We start from the raw sequence: 17,594 nt of genomic DNA, 5'->3' as shown, positions 1-17,594 counted from the left end.
GGGTGAACCCGCTCCCACAGGGGCTGTGTTGCTTGTGCGATCTGGCTGTTACAACTCGATACTCATGCCATCGAAGGCCACTTCCACGCCCCGGCGCAGCACTTCGGCACGCTCGGGCGAGTCTTCGTCGAGTATCGGGTTGGTGTTGTTGATGTGGATAAGTACCTTGCGCTGGCGCGGGAAGCCATCGAGCACTTCCAGCATGCCGCCGGGGCCGTTCTGCGCCAGGTGGCCCATCTCGCGACCGGTGCGGGTACCCACGCCACGGCGCTGCATTTCATCATCTTCCCACAGGGTACCGTCGACCAACAGGCAGTCGGCGCCATGCATCATCGTCAGCAGCTTCTCATCCACCTGGCCCAGGCCCGGGGCGTAGAACAGCTTGCCGCCGGTGCGGGTGTCCTCGACCAGCAGGCCAAGGTTGTCGCCCGGGTGCGGGTCGAAGCGGTGCGGCGAGTAGGGCGGCGCGGCGCTGCGCAGGGGGAACGGGGTGAAGCGCAGGTTGGGGCAGGCGTCGATGACGAAGCTGCCTTCCAGCTCGATGCGGTTCCATTGCAGGCCGCCGTTCCAGTGGCTGAGCATGTTGAACAGCGGGAAGCCGGTGGTCAGGTCCTGGTGGACCATGTCGGTGCACCACACCTGGTGCGGGCAGCCTTCGCGCAGGCTGAGCAGGCCGGTGGTGTGGTCGATCTGGCTGTCCAGCAGGATGATGGCGTTGATGCCGGTGTCGCGCAGGGCACGGGCCGGCTGCATCGGGGCAAAGGCCTGGAGTTGGGCGCGGATGTCGGGCGAGGCATTGCACAGCACCCAGTGCACGCCATCGTCGGACAGGGCGATGGAGGACTGGGTGCGCGGCGTGGCCCGCAAGGTGCCGTCACGCAAGCCCTTGCAGTTGACGCAGTTGCAGTTCCACTGGGGGAACCCGCCGCCGGCGGCGGAACCGAGAACCTGGATGTACATGGCCACTCTCTCTGCAGAAACCGTAGCGAAAAAACGAAAACGCCCCGGCAGGCCGAGGCGTTGAACCGTAAGCCGGGCTTAGCGGTTGGCGAAGTACATGGTGACTTCGAAGCCGATGCGCAGATCAGTGTATGCAGGTTTGGTCCACATGGAATTACTCCTTCCGGATGAGGGGTGGGTTTGTCAGCTAATACTAGGGTACCGCCATTGGCTGGAGGTTCCCATGATTCGGGATTGCGCTATCTTACAAGAAATAGGTGTACCGAAAGGTTAATTATTAGAAAAGTGCCCTTGCAGTTCGCGTAATAATCACTCGGTTGAGGTGATCCAGGAGCTATCTGGCGCGGCAGCGTTGGCCAGGCACAGCCACCTGGAGCCGGTATCGAGCAGGTGGATCAGCAGCTGGTCCAGGTCCGCCTGCCGCGTGGTCAGGATAGCCCTGCCTAGCGTTTCCAGCCCGCCAGGTTGTGTAGCCAGGCATGTCTGCCATGCCCATTCGGCGACTGCGTCGTTGGCCATCGCCGGCTCATCGAATTGCCCGGCCAGTGCCTGGCGAGCGCCTGGATCGAAGGTAATGCCCTGGCGTAGCAAGGTGAGCAAGTGGTCGAGTATCTGCGCCTGGCTGGCGTGGGGCGACTGGACTCCGAACAGCAGGCCACCGACACCCTCGACCTGACGAAAGGTACTGAATACCGCATAGCCGAGTTGCAGTTCTACCCGCAGTCGTTGGTAGACCGGCCCTTGCAGCAATTGGGCGAGCAGGCGGCCAGCGGCTTCCATCTCCGCCGGCAAAGGGCAGAACAGCAGCAGGGCATGTTCACTGCCGGATACTTTGGCATGTTGCCAACGGTGGTTGGCCCAGGTAGGCAGAGGGCCAGGCGCCGAGCCTTGGCCAGGGCAGTGCTGCAACGCAGTGCCCAATGCGTTGAGGGCGTCATCGTCGAAGCCTGCAGCCAGGCCGTGCCAGCGTGTGTGCTGCCACAGGCTGTCGAGTTGCGTCTGTGTCAGGGGGCATTCCGGAACCGGTGCAGGCGTGGCGCCCAGCACGGCGTCGGGCAGTTGCTTGAGCAGGGCGCGGATGGGGATCAGAGCCGGTGGCTGCACCGAACAAGGCAGCCAGCTGCTTGCCGGGGGCTTGAGCATCAGTACCAAGGCCTGTTCCACAGTGCGCAAGACTGCTGCGGGCAGCCCGGCGCAGCGCAACTGCCAGTATTCGCCAGCGGCACTGAACTGCAGCTGCACCGATACGCGCTCGCAGCGCTCCTGCAGGGGGTGCAAGGCGCGTTCGAGCAGCGCATGCAGGCGCTGGCGCAAGGGTGAAGGGACATGCCAGCGCAGGTACAGCACCGCGTACTGACGGGCGCCAGGCAGCTGGTCGCTGACCTTCAGTGCCGCTGGCAGCGGCTGCTTCCTGACATCAGGTACATCCGCCAGTAGCAAGGGGTCGACAGTGGGCAGTTGCCAATGCCCATGCTCGCGGCCCGGCAGGCCATCCAGCAGGGCACGGAGGGCCTGCAAGCCTTGTGTATCCAGACCGGCGAACGGCTGGCCGGCGCTGTCCCGGCGGGCCAGCTCAAGCGCGCTGGCGCTGCGTTCGCGGCTTTGCTGCAGCAGTGCGAACTCGGCATTCAATTGCTCAGGTACGGCCTGGCGGATGAAGCCGAACCAACCTTGCAACAGGGCATCGGCTTCCTCTGGGCTGGCGTCTTCGCTGAGCTTCAGGTCGATGTGCCACAGCAACTGCCCGGCGAAGGCATACAGCACTTCGGCCTTGAAGCCTTGCAACCAGCCACGTTGGCGAAGCGCATCCAGCCAGGTGCCCGGGCGGTTATCGCTGAGGCAGGTGATCAGCAACTCAAGGGCCTGCTCGGCTCCTGCCGGGAGGTTTTCGTGGCTGAAGAGCAGGTGCGTTTCGGTCGCCGACAATGGCGGTGGCAGAGCTTGTGGAACCCGTTTACCCGTTGCGAACAGCTCGGCATGCTGCCGGCCCAGCAGTTCCAGTTCATCCAGCGATTGTGGGCCGCACAGGCTCAAGGTGACCTGGCCGCCTTGGTAGAAGCGCTGGTGAAAGCCATGGAGCGCTTGCTGGAAGGCGGGATCCTGCAAGGCCAGGGTGTGCCGGTTACCGGCATGAAAAGCGCTCAACGGATGGCCGGGCGCTGCGGATTGCAGCAAGGCGAACTGTTGCTGGGCCTGCGGATTGCGCGACCAGGCAATGAACTCGGCATGGATGACTTCGCGTTCGCGGCGTTGGCGCTCGATGCCCAGGTCTGGCTCGGCCAACATCTGGCACAGGCGCTCCAACCCCCCGGCCAGGGCGCTGGGTGGGACCTCGAAGAAAAAGTCGGTGGTGCGTTCGCGGGTGCTGGCATTGACCTGGCCGCCGAGGGCCTGCACGTAGCGCATCAGGCCGTCGTCCAGCGGGAAGCGCGGGGTGCCGAGGAAGAACAGGTGCTCCAGGAAGTGGGCCAGGCCGGGCCATTTGGTTGGCGCGTCGTGACTGCCTGCGTGCACCCGCAGTGCGGCGGCCGAACGCTTCAGGCGCGGGGCGTGGCGCAGGGTCAGCTGCAGGCCGTTGGCGAGGGTGAGGTGGCGGGTGGCGTCAGGCATGGGGGCTCCGGTAACTGCTGTCCATGCTACCCCATTTGTTTGCAGGCCCGGCCTCTTCGCGGGCACGCCCGCTCCCACAGGTATGGCGCAGGTACGAAAGGCAGCGCAGACCCTGTGGGAGCGGGCGTGCCCGCGAAAGGGCCATCAGCCCTTACGCAGATGCAACTCCTGGCGCAAATCGGTGAGGTAAGGAAACGCCTCCCGCCCCTGCACCACCCGCTCATGCTCCAGCTCTGCCAGCAACTGGCACTCATCTCGTCCGGCCATGGCCAGCAGGCTGCCGTCCGGGCCGATGATGCTGCTCTGCCCGCAATACTGGATCTCGTCTTCCGAGCCACAATAGTTGGCATACACCAGGTAGCACTGGTTCTCCTGCGCCCGCGCCCTTACGGTCACCTGGCAGATGAAGTCGTAAGGGGTCATGTTCGCCGTCGGCACCAGGATCAGCTCGGCACCGTCCAGCGCCAGGCGTCGGGCGTTCTCCGGGAACTCGATGTCGTAGCAGATCAGCAGGCCGACCTTCCAGCCATCTAGCTCCACCACCGGGAAGTGATCGGAACCTGGACTGAACATCGAACGGTCCAGTTCACCGAACAGGTGGGTCTTGCGATAGTTGCTCAGGCTGCGGCCGTGCGCATCGATCAGCTGCACACTGTTGTAGATCGCGCCATCATCGCCGCGCTCCGGGTAGCCGTAGACGATGGCGATGCGGTGCGCCTGGGCGATCTCCACCACCTCCATGGCCGCCGGGCCATCGTCGGCCTCGGCCAGGCGCTCGACCTGGGCCAGGCCGATGTTGTAGCCGGTCAGGAACATCTCCGGGCATACCAGCAAGCGGGCGCCGCGTTCGGCTGCCAGTTGCGCCTGGTGGCGCAACCGTTGCAGGTTGCCGGGCACGTCCAGTGGCTTTGGAGCGCCCTGGAACAGAGCGATGCGCATGTTGCCTCCTTGTCTCAGTCCGGCAGGGCGATCGGGCCGATTTCGTCGAACACGTCGCCTGGGCCGGGGTTGTCCGGGTGGGTGCGACCACCGAAGTGATTCATGATACCCCACACCGCATTCAGCGATGTCTGTACCGCGCCTTCCACCCAGGCCGGCGTCCACGACACGTCGTCACCGGCGATGAACATGCCGCGCTGCTCGGCAGGCATGTCCTGCTGCATGAAGTGCGCGTACATGCGCTGGTTGTAGCGGTAGTGGCCCGGCAGCGCGCCCTTGAAGGCGCCGAGGAAGTGCGGGTCGGCTTCCCAGGAAACAGTGATCGGGTCGCCGATGATGTGGCCGGCGATGTCGGTCTTCGGGTAGATCTTCTTCAGTGCGTCCAGGGCCAGCTGCACGCGTTTTTCCACCGGGTGCGGCAGCATTTTCAGCGCGTCGCTCATCCACGAGTACGACAGGCAGATCACCCCCGGCTTGTCGTTGCCGTTGTCGAACAGGTAGGTGCCGCGGGTGAGACGATCGGTGAGGGTCATGCTCATCAGATCGCGGCCGGTTTCCGGGTCCTTGTCCTTCCAGAACGGGCGGTCGACCATGACGAAGGTCTTCGACGACTGCATGTAGCGGGTGCGGTCCAGGGCCATCCACATCTTTTGCGAGAACAGCGATTCCTCACAGTCGATCTGGGTGGTCAGCAGCCAGGTCTGGCAGGTGGCGAGCACGGCGCTGTAGTGACGGGTGTCACCCCAGTTGTCGGTGACTGCCAGGCGGCCATCGGCGGCGCGGGCGATGCGCTTGACCCCGGTGCGCGGCGCACCGCCATGCAGTGCGCTCAGGCTGGTGCCTTCCGGCCAATGCACGCAGCGCTCCGGTACATGGCGCCAGATGCCTTGCGGTACCTGCTCCACACCGCCGACCACCAGGTGCTGGTGGTCATCGCAGTTGGTCATCACCACGCGGAAGATTTCCAGCATCGAGTTGGGGAAGTCCGAGTCCCAGCCGCCGGTGCCGAAGCCGACCTGGCCGAACACTTCGCGGTGCTGGAAGCTCAGCTTGGCGAACGAGCGCGAGGTGGCGACGAAGTCGTAGAAGGTGCGGTCGTCCCACAGCGGTACCAGCTTGTTCCACAGCGCTTTCAGGCGCGGTACGTCACGGTCGCGGATGGCCTGCTGAATGTCGGCGAACTGGGCGCCGCTTTCCAGCGCGTCGGCCCAGGCATCGGCCACTTCGTGGAACAGCTTGGGCAGGTCGGTGGGTTTTTCGGCGTAGTAGGTCTGGCCTTCCAGGTCGATCACCGTGCTGCCCGAGGCCGGGGTCAGCGGGTTGGGGAACGGCTTGGTCTCCAGGCCCAGCTTGTCCACGTAGTGGTAGAAGGCAGTGGACGACACCGGGAAGCGCATGCCACCCAGTTCGGCGATGATCCCGTCGGTGCCGTTGAAGGCTTGCGAGCGCAGCCGGCCACCCAGCTTGGAGGCTTCGTACACCACCGGCTTGAGGCCCAGCTTCATCAGCTCGTAGGCCGCCACCAGGCCGGCGATACCGGCGCCCACGATGGCCACTTCCTCACCATGGCGCTCGGGCGGGATGCTGCCCAGGCCTGCGGGGTGTTCCAGCCAGTCGTCGAAGGCGAAGGGGAAGTCCGGGCCGAAGATGGTGACGGGTTTTTTGCCGTCGGCGGGGTGGCGGTTTTTCTTGTTCATGGAGTGACCTTGCCAGAGAGGCTGCGCAGCGGGCGGAGCCTGAGTATAGGAGATGCCTGGTGGCCATTTTAGGGAGTGGGGTGTTCGTTATTAAGGTGCAGATTGTTGTCTGAATGTAGCTTGTGTCGTCGAAATGCATGAACAAGATAGCTTTATGACGAGCAGGAGGCCTACCAATCTCAAGCACAGCATCGGCCCCCTGTGGGAGCGGGCGAGCCCGCGAAGAAGCCCCCGCGGTGTATGGCACGGGCTGCGCCCGTGTTCGCGGGCACGCCCGCTCCCACAGGATGTGATCAGACAGTTCCTACACCCATGCCATGAATTAAAGAATTACCCTACGCTCGCTATCGCCTCGGTCTGGCTGCGTGGGAAACGCCTCATCGTTAACTTCACTGGGTCGCCGCTGTTCGGGTGACTGGGTGTGAGAACCCATCCTCCAACTTCGCACCAAGGCTTATGTCATGGCAGCCGTGCGCGGGCAGGCTTTCGCCTGGCCGGATTTCCAAGTTGGCCGGTTCTCACCCCGTGCATGGCTGCCACCTATTTCCCGTGAGAAGGAGTTGGTAGGCGGTTTCCTCAAGACTCAATTTGGAAATTGCATCATGAAGAAGACAGATTCTGACCAACCCGAAAAACTGAAACCCACCGCAGAAAAACCCTTCTGCAACTGCGAAGCCAGCCACCCGCCGTTATTCGCCATACGCTCCGGCATCGACGCCGCAGACGCTCTGGTCCACGCCTGCCTGCTGGCCCGTGGCCTCAATCAGATCGCCACCGACTACGCCCAGCATCACGCCCCCGAGCGCAGCCGTGACATCGTCTGGTCGATGCAGCATTCCGCCGAAAGCCTTTCGGCAATTCTGGAAGGCCTGCTCGACGGCCAGGAAGCCTGACCGCCAGCCGAGTTCAGAGCGGCTGCCCGCGGTCCACCTTGCTGCTGAGAATGATCGACGTGGTGGTCTTCTCCACCCCGTCGACGCTGCCGATCTGGTCGAGCAACTGGTCCAGTTGCTCGGGCGAATCCGTACGTAGCCAGGCCACATAGTCGAACTCGCCGCTCACTGCGCACAGCTGCTGCACCTGGCCCATTGCACTCAGGCGCCGCACCACCTCCTTGCCCGAGCGTGGCTGCACCTTGATCCCCACATACGCCTGCAGACCACCCCCCATCACCCGCTGGCCCAGGCGTACGCCATAGCCGGAGATGACCTTGTTCTTCTCCAGCCGCTCCAGGCGCGAGTTGACGGTGGTACGGGCGATGCCCAACTGGCGGGCGAGGGTGGCGACGCTTTCGCGGGCGTTGATCTGCAGCAGGGCGATCAGCTGGCGATCGATTTCATCCAGCGTGATGGAGCGGGAATCCGACATGGCGAGTCTCTACGGTTGGCCCGCTAGCCTAGCCAGCCAGTGCTGGCCAGGGCAAGGGCAGTCACAGCTGGCCGCTCCTACAGCTGCCGCGCCGGCATGTAAGCATCGGGCGCAATGGCAGAACTGCTCGATTGGTGCGGCAGGTCAAGGTGCGGTCCAGGGTGGAATAGGGGCTCACAAAATCTAACGATTTATCGCTGTCTGGATAGCCATGGCTGAGCAGAGAATGGCTCTCACGAACGTTGTGTTTCGGAGGACGAGGATGCCAGCCTACCACCTTGCATCAGCTCCCTCATTGCGCAATACTGCCGACAACAACTAACCCTCACGACCGGCGTGGCATGACCATCTGGTTGGAGGGGGAAAAAGCCGGCTTAAGCCGGTTTTTTCGTTTCTGGAGTGCAAAAGATGCAGAGAAAGCTTGATTCTGAGCCTCTGCGCACTCGTATCTATATCGACGGCTACAACTTCTACTACGGCTGCTTGCGCGGCACTCCGTACAAGTGGCTCGACCTGTTGCCTCTCTTTGAAAAGCACATCTTGCCTTCTGTACTGGTCACGGACAGCCATGGCCAGATCAGGGCATCGCGGCTCCTGGAATCCCCCTCGATCAAATATTTCACGGCAAAGATCATCGAGTCGGTCGCCCGTGCTGGCGATTCGGTATCGTCACAAGCTCGCTACCACACCGCTTTGCGCAAGCTGCATGACGGTCGAATAGAGCTCATCGAAGGTTATTACGCCGTCAATAAAATGAAGGTGAAGATCGTCGACCCTGAAGACCCGGACAAGGCTCCGCGTGAGTGCCAGGAAATCCAGGCCTGGAAGGTGGAGGAGAAACAGAGCGACGTGAATCTGGCCCTCCAGGCTTACCATGATTCGATCACGGGGCAGATTGACCATGCCGTCATCGTTACCAACGATACTGATATCGCGCCTGCACTTGAGATGATTCGTGCTCACACAGATGTGCGGATTGGCGTGGTTGTGCCGACGTCGGGGCAGAACCGCTCGGCGAATACCGACCTCATCAAGTTTGCGCACTGGAAGCGAGAGCACATCAATTCAGGCGAGCTTGCGGCCTGTCAGCTACCGAGAGTGATTCCAGGGAGGAAACCAACCATCAAGCCGGAGTCCTGGTATGGGCAACCTGAACTGCTACAGGAAATTCTGGACTTGGCCATTCCTGTACGCGGAAGCAGGGCGGCAGCGTTCAAGTGGATGGAGCAGCCCAATCAGTTCCTCTGTGGTGAGCGGCCGATAGAGCTGGTGGAAACTGCCGAAGGTGCGACACGGGTTCTTCAGTACATACACAGCTGGATAGCCCAGCAAGAGGAGTTGCCCGAGTCAGGAGAACATGACGACTGCTGACCCTGAAATGACAAAGGCCTACGTTCTGCAACGTAGGCCTTTGAGTTATCTGGTGGGCCCACACGGACTCGAACCGTGGACCAAAGGATTATGAGTCCTCTGCTCTAACCGACTGAGCTATAGGCCCTCAGTAAGTGGCCGGATTATAACGAGGGTTTCGCACCTGTGCCATCTGAAAGATCCGATAGTGCTATGCGAAGAAACGTCGCCGCGAACTCGTCCGGGGGCAGGGGCAGGCTGACGATGTAGCCCTGGATCTGCTCGCAGCCTTCAGCCGCCAGGAACCGTTGCTGGGCCTGGTTTTCCACGCCCTCGGCAATGATAGTCAGCTGCATGCTGCGGCCCAGGGCGATGATCGCGCGGGCGATGGCGGCGTCGTGGGGGTCGTCGGGCAGGCCGCGGATGAACGACTTGTCGATCTTGAGAATGTCCAGCGGCAGGCGCTTGAGGTAGCTCAGGGATGAATAACCGGTGCCGAAGTCATCGATGGCCAACTGCACGCCCAGTTTCTTCAGTTGGTACAGCACGGCCAGGGCTTCTTCTGCCTGGCTCATGATGAAGTTTTCGGTGATTTCCAGCTGCAGGTCGCCGGCCTTGAGTTGGTATTGCTTCAGCAGCTGTTCGATGCGCCGGGCCAGGTGCGGGTGACGCAGCTGGGCGCCGGCGAGGTTGATCGACAGCGGGCCGAAGGGTTGGTAGTGCTTCTTCCAGGCCTGCATCTGCCGGCAGGCCTGCTCCAGTACCCAGTCGCCGACCTGGAGGATGGTGCCGTTCTCTTCCGCCAAGTGGATGAAGTGCTCGGGCGGAACCTCACCAAAGGTCGGGTGGCTCCAGCGGATCAGCGCTTCGGCGCCGACCAGGCTCTGGGTCTTGAGGCTGAGCTTGGGCTGGAAGCACAGGCTCAGTTCGTTGCGTTCGATGGCGCGGCGCAGTTCGTGCTCCAGGGCAATGCGTTCGCTGGCCTGAGTGGTGAGGTCGAGGGTGTAGGCTTCGACGCGGTTGCGGCCCTTGGCCTTGGAGCGGTACATGGCGGCGTCGGCGTTGCGAATCAGTGTGGCAACGTCGGTGCCGTCTTGTGGATAAAGGCTGATGCCGATGCTGGCGCTGGTGAAGAACTCGTGCTCGCCGGCCTGGAACGGTGCGTTGAAGCAGGCCAGCAGCTTGTTGGCGATGGTACTGGCGTCACTGGGTTTGTGCAGGCCGGGCAACAGGATGATGAACTCGTCGCCGCCCAGGCGGGCCACGGTGTCGACGTCGCGCACCTGCTCCTTCAGGCGCTGGGCGATGCCCTTGAGCAGCAGGTCGCCGACCGGGTGACCGAGGCTGTCGTTGATGTGCTTGAAACGGTCAAGGTCCAGGAACAGTACCGCGCCCTTGCGGTTGGACACCTGTGAGCAGGTGAGCGCAGCCTGCAGGCGGTTCTCGAACAGGGCGCGATTGGGCAGGCCGGTCAGTGGGTCATGGTGGGCCTGGTAGTCGAGCTTGGCCTGGGCGTGCTTGAGGCTGGAGATGTCGGCAAACACGGCGACGAAGTGGGTAATTTCGCGCTCGCTGTTGCGCACGGCGCTGATGGTCAGCCAGCCGGGGTACAGCTCGCCATTCTTGCGCTTGTTGTAGATTTCACCTTGCCAGTGGCCTTCATCGGTCAGCTGATGCCACATGGCGACATAGAACGCGCTGTCGTGCTGGCCGGAGGCGAGCAGGCGTGGGGTCTGGCCGAGGGCTTCGATCTCGCTGTAGCCGGTGATTTCGCTGAAGGCGCGGTTGACGGCACTGATGCGCTGGTCGATGTCGGTGATCAGCACGCCTTCGGCGGTGTTCTCGAACACGGTGGCGGCCAGCTGCAGCTTTTCCTGCATAAGGTGGCGTTCGGTGATGTCGCGGGCGATGGTCAGCATGCAGTCTTCGCCAGCAATTGGCAGCGGCCGTGCAGAGAGCTCGCAGAGGCGAATCTGCCCATCGCTGCGGCGCAAGTGGCACGTGAAGTCGCGCACGAAGCCATCGCGGTTGAGCTGTTCGACCAGGCGCTTGCGTTCGTTGAGGTCGACCCAGATGCCCAGGTCCAGCGAGGTCTGGTCAAGGGTCGGGCTGAGGTCATAGCCGGTGAGGCGGCAGAAGCCCTCGTTCACTTCGAGCAGCAAGCCGTCGCTCTGGCGCGACAGCAACAGGCCGTCGGGCGAGGCGTGGAAGGCCTTGGCGAATTTCTCTTCCGAGGTTTGCAGCTGCTCCTGGGTTTCCTTGAGCTGGCTGATGTCGCGTACCGCCACCACCAATGCGAGGTTGCCGTCGAGCTCGAAGGTTTCGGCCGAGGTCAGGCCGGTGAACAGCTGGCCGTTGCTGCGGCGGAAGCTCATTTCCAGGTTGCGGATACCGCCCTGATGCAGGCGTTCGAGCAGCCGCGGGCCGGTGCCTTCGACGCCCCACAGGTTGAGATCGGTGGCAGTGCGGCCGATGACCTGGCCCGGGGAGAGGCCGATCTGCTCTTCGAAGGCTTCGTTCACCTCCAGCAGGCAGCCGTCGCTGTGGCGGGCGATCAGCAGGATGTCGGGGCACTGCTGGAACACCGAGGCGAACTTCTGCTCGGACAGGCGCAGGGCGTCCTCGGTGCGCTTGGTCTCGCTGATGTCGATCATCAGCCCGCGCATCACTGGCTGGTGGCCATGCTCGATCATGCTGACGATGTTGCGCACCCACAATGGCTGGCCATCGGCCCGGATCACCCGGTAGTCGAGGCTGTGGTCGCGCCCGGCGGCAGTTTCGCTGTCGCAGTAGGCCTGGGCCCAGAGGGCATCCTCCGGGTGCAGGATGCTGCGCCAGAAGCCGGGCTTGAGCCAGTCGGCCAATGGGTAGCCGAGCAGGCCTTCGGCGTGGGGCGAGACGTAGCTGTAGGTGAAGTCGTTGGCGTCGGCCTCCCAGGCGATGGCGGACAGGCTCTCGACCAGGCTGCGATAGTGGTACTCGCTGCTGCGCAGCTCCTGTTCCAGGGCGATGCGCCGAGAAATTTCCGAACTGAGTCGGCGGTTGATGCGGATGACCACTGCCAGCACGGCCATCAATACCAGCACCGCGGGCAGGCCATACACCAGCAGGTCGGACCAGAACATCCGTTGGTCGACCACATAGCCCACCCAGCGTTGCTGGATCTGGCTGACTTCGCCACTGCTCATGTCGGCCATCACTTTGTCGAGAATGCCGACCAGTACCTTGTTGTCGCGCGGGGCGGCCATGGCCAGTTGGTAGCGGTAGGGCGTTTCGCCGCTGACGTAGAGGCCGTCGAGCTTTAGCTGGCGCAGGCTCCAGATGCTTGAAGCGAGGTCACCGACCACCGCGTCCACTTCGTCGGTGGCCAGGGCCTGCAGGGTGGAGCTGACGTTGGGCAGGGCCACCAGGTTGAGGTCCGGGTGGTGGGTGCGCAGCAGTTCGTGCGGAGCGTAGTTTTCGACCACGGCAATCTTCAGGCCGTACAGGTCTTTCAGGTTGCGCGGCTGTGCGCCGCCTTTGTGGGCGAGGATGACGATGGGGAAGTCGAGGTACGGCCGGGTGAAGGCCAGGTAGCCTTGGCGTTCGGGGGTGGACATGATGCCGGGCAGCAGGTCGATGCGGCTTTCGCGGGCTTGCGCCAGTACCTCGGTCCAGCTGCTGGGTTCGACCGGTTTGAGCGTCACCCCCAGGCGTTGCTGGATCGTGGCGATGTAATCGGCGGCCAATCCCTGGTACCGGCCCTCCTGGTCGCGAAACTCGAACGGTGGCCAAGAGGCGTCTACACCCAGGCTCAGCTGCGGATGGGCAGCCAACCAGGCTTTCTCCTCGTCTGTCAGGGTAAGGGCGCCGGCCGTTGTGTTCCACAAAATCAGGAGCAGCAACAGAATGGCCGGCATCGGGTGCATAGCGGCCTCGCATTCAGGGGGTCTGAAGTCGAGTGTAGACGGGCATTGCTGCCGGTGTGCGATGGATGGCGGGCTTTGTGTGGTTGCGGCCGGCAGGGGGAGGCGATGAGGCCAGAACAGGCAGTGGAAGGGGCGGAAAAGAAAAACCCCGGCCTGGGCCGGGGTTTTGTCATCACTCGTCGAGGAAGGAGCGCAGATGCTCGCTGCGAGTCGGGTGGCGCAGTTTGCGCAACGCCTTCGCTTCGATCTGACGGATCCGCTCACGGGTCACGTCGAACTGCTTGCCTACCTCTTCGAGGGTGTGGTCGGTGTTCATGTCGATACCGAAACGCATGCGCAGCACCTTGGCTTCGCGTGCGGTCAGGCCCGAGAGCACGTCACGGGTTGCTTCCTTGAGGCTTTCGACCGTGGCCACGTCGATCGGGGACTGCATGGTCGAGTCCTCGATGAAGTCGCCCAGGTGCGAATCTTCGTCGTCACCGATCGGGGTTTCCATGGAGATCGGCTCTTTGGCGATCTTCAGTACCTTGCGGATCTTGTCCTCAGGCATTTCCATGCGCTCGCCCAGCTCTTCCGGGGTCGGTTCGCGACCCATTTCCTGCAGCATCTGGCGGGAAATACGGTTGAGCTTGTTGATCGTCTCGATCATGTGCACCGGAATACGGATGGTGCGCGCCTGGTCGGCGATCGAACGGGTGATCGCCTGGCGAATCCACCAGGTAGCGTAGGTCGAGAACTTGTAGCCGCGACGGTATTCGAACTTGTCCACCGCTTTCATCAAGCCGATGTTGCCTTCCTGAATCAGGTCGAGGAACTGCAGGCCACGGTTGGTGTACTTCTTGGCGATGGAGATCACCAGACGCAGGTTCGCCTCGACCATTTCTTTCTTGGCGCGGCGGGCCTTGGCTTCACCGATCGACATGCGACGGTTGATTTCCTTGATCTCGGCAACGGTCAGGCCGGTTTCGGTCTCAAGGTCGATCAGCTTCTGCTGGCAAGCGACGATGGCAGCGTCCTTTTCACCCAGGGCGGCAGCCCACTTGGTGTTGCGCTTGGCCAGGTCACCGCTCCAGGTCTGGTCGGTTTCGTTGCTCGGGAACATGCGCAGGAAGTCGGCACGCGGCATGCGGGCGTCACGCACGCACAGCTGCATGATGGCGCGTTCCTGCTGGCGCAGACGGTTCAGGGAGTCACGAACACGCTCTACCAGTACCTCGAACTGCTTGGGTACCAGCTTGATCGGCATGAACAGGTCGGCCAGGGCCTGCAGGGCCTCGACGCTGTCCTTGTGGGTGCGACCGTTCTTCTTCAGGACCTTGTTGGTGGCCTGCAGCTGGTCGTTGACCGCACCGAAGCGCTGGCGGGCGACTTCCGGGTCCGGGCCGCTCTCGGCCTCTTCCTCGTCGTCACCGCTTTCGGACTCTTCCTCGTCGTCGTCGGACTCTTCCTTCGCGGCGGCGGCCTTGGTGCCCGGGATCGGCACTTCTTCGGTCGGCGCGGCGATATTGTCGTCAGGGTCGATGTAACCGCTGAGAACGTCCGACAGACGGCCACCTTCGGTGGTGACACGGTCATATTCGCCGAGAATGTAGTCGACAGTGCCCGGGAAGTGGGCGATGGCGCCCATGACTTCACGGATGCCTTCCTCGATACGCTTGGCGATTTCGATTTCGCCTTCGCGGGTCAGCAGCTCGACGGTACCCATTTCGCGCATGTACATGCGCACCGGGTCGGTCGTGCGGCCGATATCGGTTTCAACTGCCGCCAACGCAGCAGCGGCTTCTTCGGCCGCGGCTTCGTCGGTGTCGGCTTCCGCCAACAGAAGGGCATCCGCATCCGGAGCACTCTCGAATACGTTGATCCCCATGTCGTTGATCATGCGGATGATGTCTTCCACCTGTTCCGGATCTGAAATATCCTCAGGCAGGTGGTCGTTGACCTCCGCGTAAGTCAGGTAGCCCTGCTCACGACCGCGGGTGATCAACTCTTTGATACGAGACTGCTGTTGCGCTTTTCCGGACATAACACCCTATCCACTGAAGGTCTTGGCGGGCAAAAAACAAGCCGAGGATTATACCCGAGCATGGGCCTCACGCGCCAGATGAGGTCGGCGTTTGTGCGGGAACATTCCGGCTCAGCAGGGCGAGGAGCTGGGTTTTTTCCTCGCTGGTCAATTCGCTTTGACGTGATTTCCTGAGCAGTTGTTCCAGGCTGCGCTCGCGTTGGCGGGCGGACAAGCTAGTTATAGTGTCGAAAAACTGTTGTTCAAGGTTGTCGGCCACGATCAGCCATTCCTTTTCCGCCAGGGCTCGCAGCAGGCGCCCCTGTTCGGTGCCGTGCCAACGCGCGATCAACTGCATTGAGCTTAGCCCAGGATTTTTCTGCGCGGCTTCGATCAGTGCTACCAGCAGCTGGCTGTACAGGTGCTCTTCGTCGGCGAAGTGGCTGGCATCTTCCACCTTGCCGGCCAGCAGCGGGTGGTGCAGCAGGGTGCGCAGGGCGGCCAGGGTGGGCGGCTCGACCGGGGCCGGCACGCGGGGTGGCGCTTCGTCACGTTGCTGCCAGGGCTTGCCACCCTTGCGGTTCTTGTCCCAGGGCTTGTCGCTCCACTGCTTCTTGCCAGCGCCCTTGTTCGGCTTCCACTCCTGTTCCTGATGAACGGGGGCGTAGTCGTGCTGCGGCAAGTCGCCGTAGTCGGGGGTGTAGCTGGCCATGGCGTCGTAGTCGTAGCCAGGGTCGTAGTCCGGCACGCTGCTGGAGGCCGGGGCGTGTTGCGTCAGTTGCTCGACCTGCTGCGGGTCGAGGCCGGTGATTTCCTTCAGGCGGTTGCGCATCAGTTGGCGCAGGTTGGCGCCGGGGATCTTTTCGATCAGCGGTGCGGCCAGGGTCGCCATGTGCGCCTTGCCTTCCAGCGAGCGCGGGTCGGCTTCGACGCTCAGTTGCTCGAAGAAGTAATCGGCCAGCGGCTGGGCGTGCTGGTTGATGCGGGCCATGAAGGCATCGGTGCCTTCGGCGCGCACCAGGCTGTCCGGGTCTTCGCCTTCGGGCAGGAACAGGAAGCGCGCGCGGCGCCCGTCCTGCAGGTTCGACAGGGTCGATTCCAGGGCGCGCCAGGCCGCCTTGCGCCCGGCCTGGTCGCCGTCGAAGCAGAACAGCACGCTGGGTACCACGCGGAACAGGCGCTTGAGGTGCTCTTCGCTGGTGGCTGTGCCAAGGGTGGCCACGGCGTTGCGCAGGCCTTGCTGGGCCAGGGCGATGACGTCCATGTAGCCTTCGACGACGATGATTTCGTCGAGGTTGCGGTTGTGCTTGCGCGCCTCGTACAGGCCGTACAGTTCCTGGCCCTTGTGGAATACCGGGGTTTCCGGGGAGTTCAGGTACTTGGGCTTGTCGTCGCCGAGCACCCGGCCACCGAAGGCGATGATGCGTCCGCGGCTGTCGCGGATCGGGAACATCACCCGGTCGCGGAAACGGTCGTAGCGCTTGCCGCTTTCGGCGTTCTCGATCAGCAGGCCGGCATCGATCATCACCTTTTGCTGCAGGGTGTCGGCACCCAGGTGCTTGAGCAGGTTGTCCCAGCCTGGCGGCGCGAAGCCCAGGCCGAAGTCGCGGGCGATTTCCCCGGACAGGCCGCGGCCCTTGAGGTACTCCACCGCCGCTTTGCGGGTCGGGTGGCTGCGCAGGGCCTGGCGGTAGAACTCCGAGGCGGCGTCCAGTAGCGGGTACAGCGGCGAATCGGTTGGCTGGCGCGGCTTGTGGTCGCGGCGGCCTTGCTCGCGGGGCACTTCCATGCCGGCGGCGCGGGCCAACTCCTCGACGGCCTGGGGGAAGTCCAGGTTGTCGTGGTCCATGACGAAGCCCAGGGCGTTGCCGCCGGCACCGCAGCCGAAGCAGTAGTAGAACTGCTTGTCGGGGCTGACCGTGAAGGAAGGGGTCTTTTCCTTGTGGAACGGGCAGCAGGCGGAGTAGTTCTTGCCGGTTTTTTTCAGCTGGACGCGCGAACTCACCACGTCGACGATGTCGAGGCGGTTGATAAGGTCGTCAATGAAACTCTGGGGAATCAGCCCGGCCATGGCAGTCTCGTCATCTGGCAACTGGCAAGTCTAATCGCTCACGCGCCGAATGGGGCGAGTGCCGCTTGGGGAAGTGCGAGGGAATGTGTGCTCGTCGCCAGCCCCTGAGGGCCCGTCAGTCGGACGTGCACGTCTGGTCATACAACAAGGAGGACCAGCTCTGACGTTTCAGGCAGGTTGCCCATGTGCAGTTCGCATGAAGCTTGTGCAGGGCCTTGAGCTAGCTGCTCAAGTTTGAAGCGACCACTGCCATCGCCCGGCGGTTAGCCGGGCAGGCAGAAGCTTTGCGTAGAACGTCTGTATTAGTACAGACGAACGGCGCGGCGCTGTTCGCGCTGAACTTTCTTGGCGTGACGCTTAACAGCAGCAGCTGCTTTGCGCTTACGCTCGGCGGTCGGCTTCTCGTAAAACTCGCGGCTACGAACTTCAGCCAGTACACCGGCTTTTTCGCAGGAGCGCTTGAAACGACGCAGAGCTACGTCGAAGGGTTCGTTCTCTTTAACTTTGACGGCTGGCATCCAGGGCTACCTTAATTCATTACCGGGGTAGACGTGCTCCTGGCAAAACAAAGGTGTGCTGGAGAACGTCGGTTTTCAAGGGTTGCGGATGTTAACCCTTAGCAAGCCGGAATGCAAAGCCTCTGATCGAAAACCGCTGGTCGGCATCCGACACGGGGACTATCATGCGCG

Annotated in this window: 12 protein-coding genes and 1 tRNA gene; 2 read left to right on the top strand and 11 right to left on the bottom strand. The window is 62.8% G+C overall.

All coding sequences use genetic code 11. The features are described from left to right. Positions 1 to 48: 48 nt before the first annotated feature. The 5 genes from pqqB to M2S36_RS09805 all read right to left on the bottom strand — a co-directional run bounded on the left by pqqB (position 49) and on the right by M2S36_RS09805 (position 6,206). The gene (gene pqqB, locus M2S36_RS09825) at positions 49 to 960 is read right to left on the bottom strand and encodes a pyrroloquinoline quinone biosynthesis protein PqqB (RefSeq protein ID WP_061303871.1); all 912 of its coding nucleotides are present in this window, start codon (positions 958 to 960) and stop codon (positions 49 to 51) included. 78 nt (positions 961 to 1,038) lie between these two features. Next, on the bottom strand, positions 1,039 to 1,110 hold the full coding sequence (gene pqqA / locus M2S36_RS09820) for a pyrroloquinoline quinone precursor peptide PqqA (RefSeq protein ID WP_003243383.1): 72 nt from the start codon (positions 1,108 to 1,110) through the stop codon (positions 1,039 to 1,041). A gap of 159 nt (positions 1,111 to 1,269) precedes the next feature. Continuing rightward, a complete protein-coding gene (pqqF, locus tag M2S36_RS09815; RefSeq protein WP_333957094.1) occupies positions 1,270 to 3,570 on the bottom strand; it encodes a pyrroloquinoline quinone biosynthesis protein PqqF in 2,301 nt (766 codons plus the stop codon). Positions 3,571 to 3,714: 144 nt separating this feature from the next. Further along, a complete protein-coding gene (locus M2S36_RS09810; RefSeq protein WP_207834118.1) occupies positions 3,715 to 4,509 on the bottom strand; it encodes a carbon-nitrogen hydrolase family protein in 795 nt (264 codons plus the stop codon). A 14-nt stretch (positions 4,510 to 4,523) separates the two neighbouring features. Next, complete coding sequence (locus M2S36_RS09805) at positions 4,524 to 6,206, bottom strand: flavin monoamine oxidase family protein (RefSeq protein ID WP_333957093.1); 1,683 nt, start codon at positions 6,204 to 6,206, stop codon at positions 4,524 to 4,526. Between the two features lie 461 nt (positions 6,207 to 6,667). Between M2S36_RS09805 and M2S36_RS09800 the strand changes: the two genes are divergently transcribed. Then, positions 6,668 to 7,099, top strand: a complete 432-nt coding sequence (locus M2S36_RS09800; protein WP_333957092.1) for a hypothetical protein — start codon at positions 6,668 to 6,670, stop codon at positions 7,097 to 7,099. A gap of 13 nt (positions 7,100 to 7,112) precedes the next feature. On the opposite strand, the gene M2S36_RS09795 is transcribed toward M2S36_RS09800, so the two are convergent. Next, positions 7,113 to 7,574, bottom strand: a complete 462-nt coding sequence (locus M2S36_RS09795) for an Lrp/AsnC family transcriptional regulator (RefSeq protein ID WP_015268712.1) — start codon at positions 7,572 to 7,574, stop codon at positions 7,113 to 7,115. 408 nt (positions 7,575 to 7,982) lie between these two features. On the opposite strand from M2S36_RS09795, the gene nicB reads away from it, so the two are divergent. Continuing rightward, complete coding sequence (gene nicB / locus M2S36_RS09790) at positions 7,983 to 8,945, top strand: 6-hydroxy-3-succinoylpyridine 3-monooxygenase (RefSeq protein WP_284382579.1); 963 nt, start codon at positions 7,983 to 7,985, stop codon at positions 8,943 to 8,945. Positions 8,946 to 8,995: 50 nt separating this feature from the next. Here nicB and M2S36_RS09785 read toward each other — a convergent pair. From M2S36_RS09785 to rpsU, 5 genes are all read right to left on the bottom strand, one after another. Then, a tRNA-Ile gene (locus tag M2S36_RS09785) sits at positions 8,996 to 9,072 on the bottom strand. A gap of 16 nt (positions 9,073 to 9,088) precedes the next feature. Further along, the gene (locus M2S36_RS09780) at positions 9,089 to 12,832 is read right to left on the bottom strand and encodes an EAL domain-containing protein (RefSeq protein ID WP_207834138.1); all 3,744 of its coding nucleotides are present in this window, start codon (positions 12,830 to 12,832) and stop codon (positions 9,089 to 9,091) included. A gap of 172 nt (positions 12,833 to 13,004) precedes the next feature. After that, positions 13,005 to 14,855, bottom strand: coding sequence for an RNA polymerase sigma factor RpoD (gene rpoD / locus M2S36_RS09775; protein WP_207834148.1), 1,851 nt, complete (start codon positions 14,853 to 14,855; stop codon positions 13,005 to 13,007). Between the two features lie 67 nt (positions 14,856 to 14,922). Next, positions 14,923 to 16,905 (bottom strand): DNA primase, encoded by a 1,983-nt coding sequence (dnaG, locus tag M2S36_RS09770; protein ID WP_207834157.1) that lies wholly within the window; start codon positions 16,903 to 16,905, stop codon positions 14,923 to 14,925. A gap of 302 nt (positions 16,906 to 17,207) precedes the next feature. Beyond that, on the bottom strand, positions 17,208 to 17,423 hold the full coding sequence (rpsU, locus tag M2S36_RS09765) for a 30S ribosomal protein S21 (RefSeq protein WP_003255575.1): 216 nt from the start codon (positions 17,421 to 17,423) through the stop codon (positions 17,208 to 17,210). Positions 17,424 to 17,594: the final 171 nt, after the last annotated feature.

Source organism: Pseudomonas sp. SF2 (assembly GCF_036858055.1).
Taxonomy (GTDB): domain Bacteria; phylum Pseudomonadota; class Gammaproteobacteria; order Pseudomonadales; family Pseudomonadaceae; genus Aquipseudomonas.
Note: the sequence above shows the minus strand (reverse complement) of the source record. Positions and strands in the feature narration are given on the sequence as shown.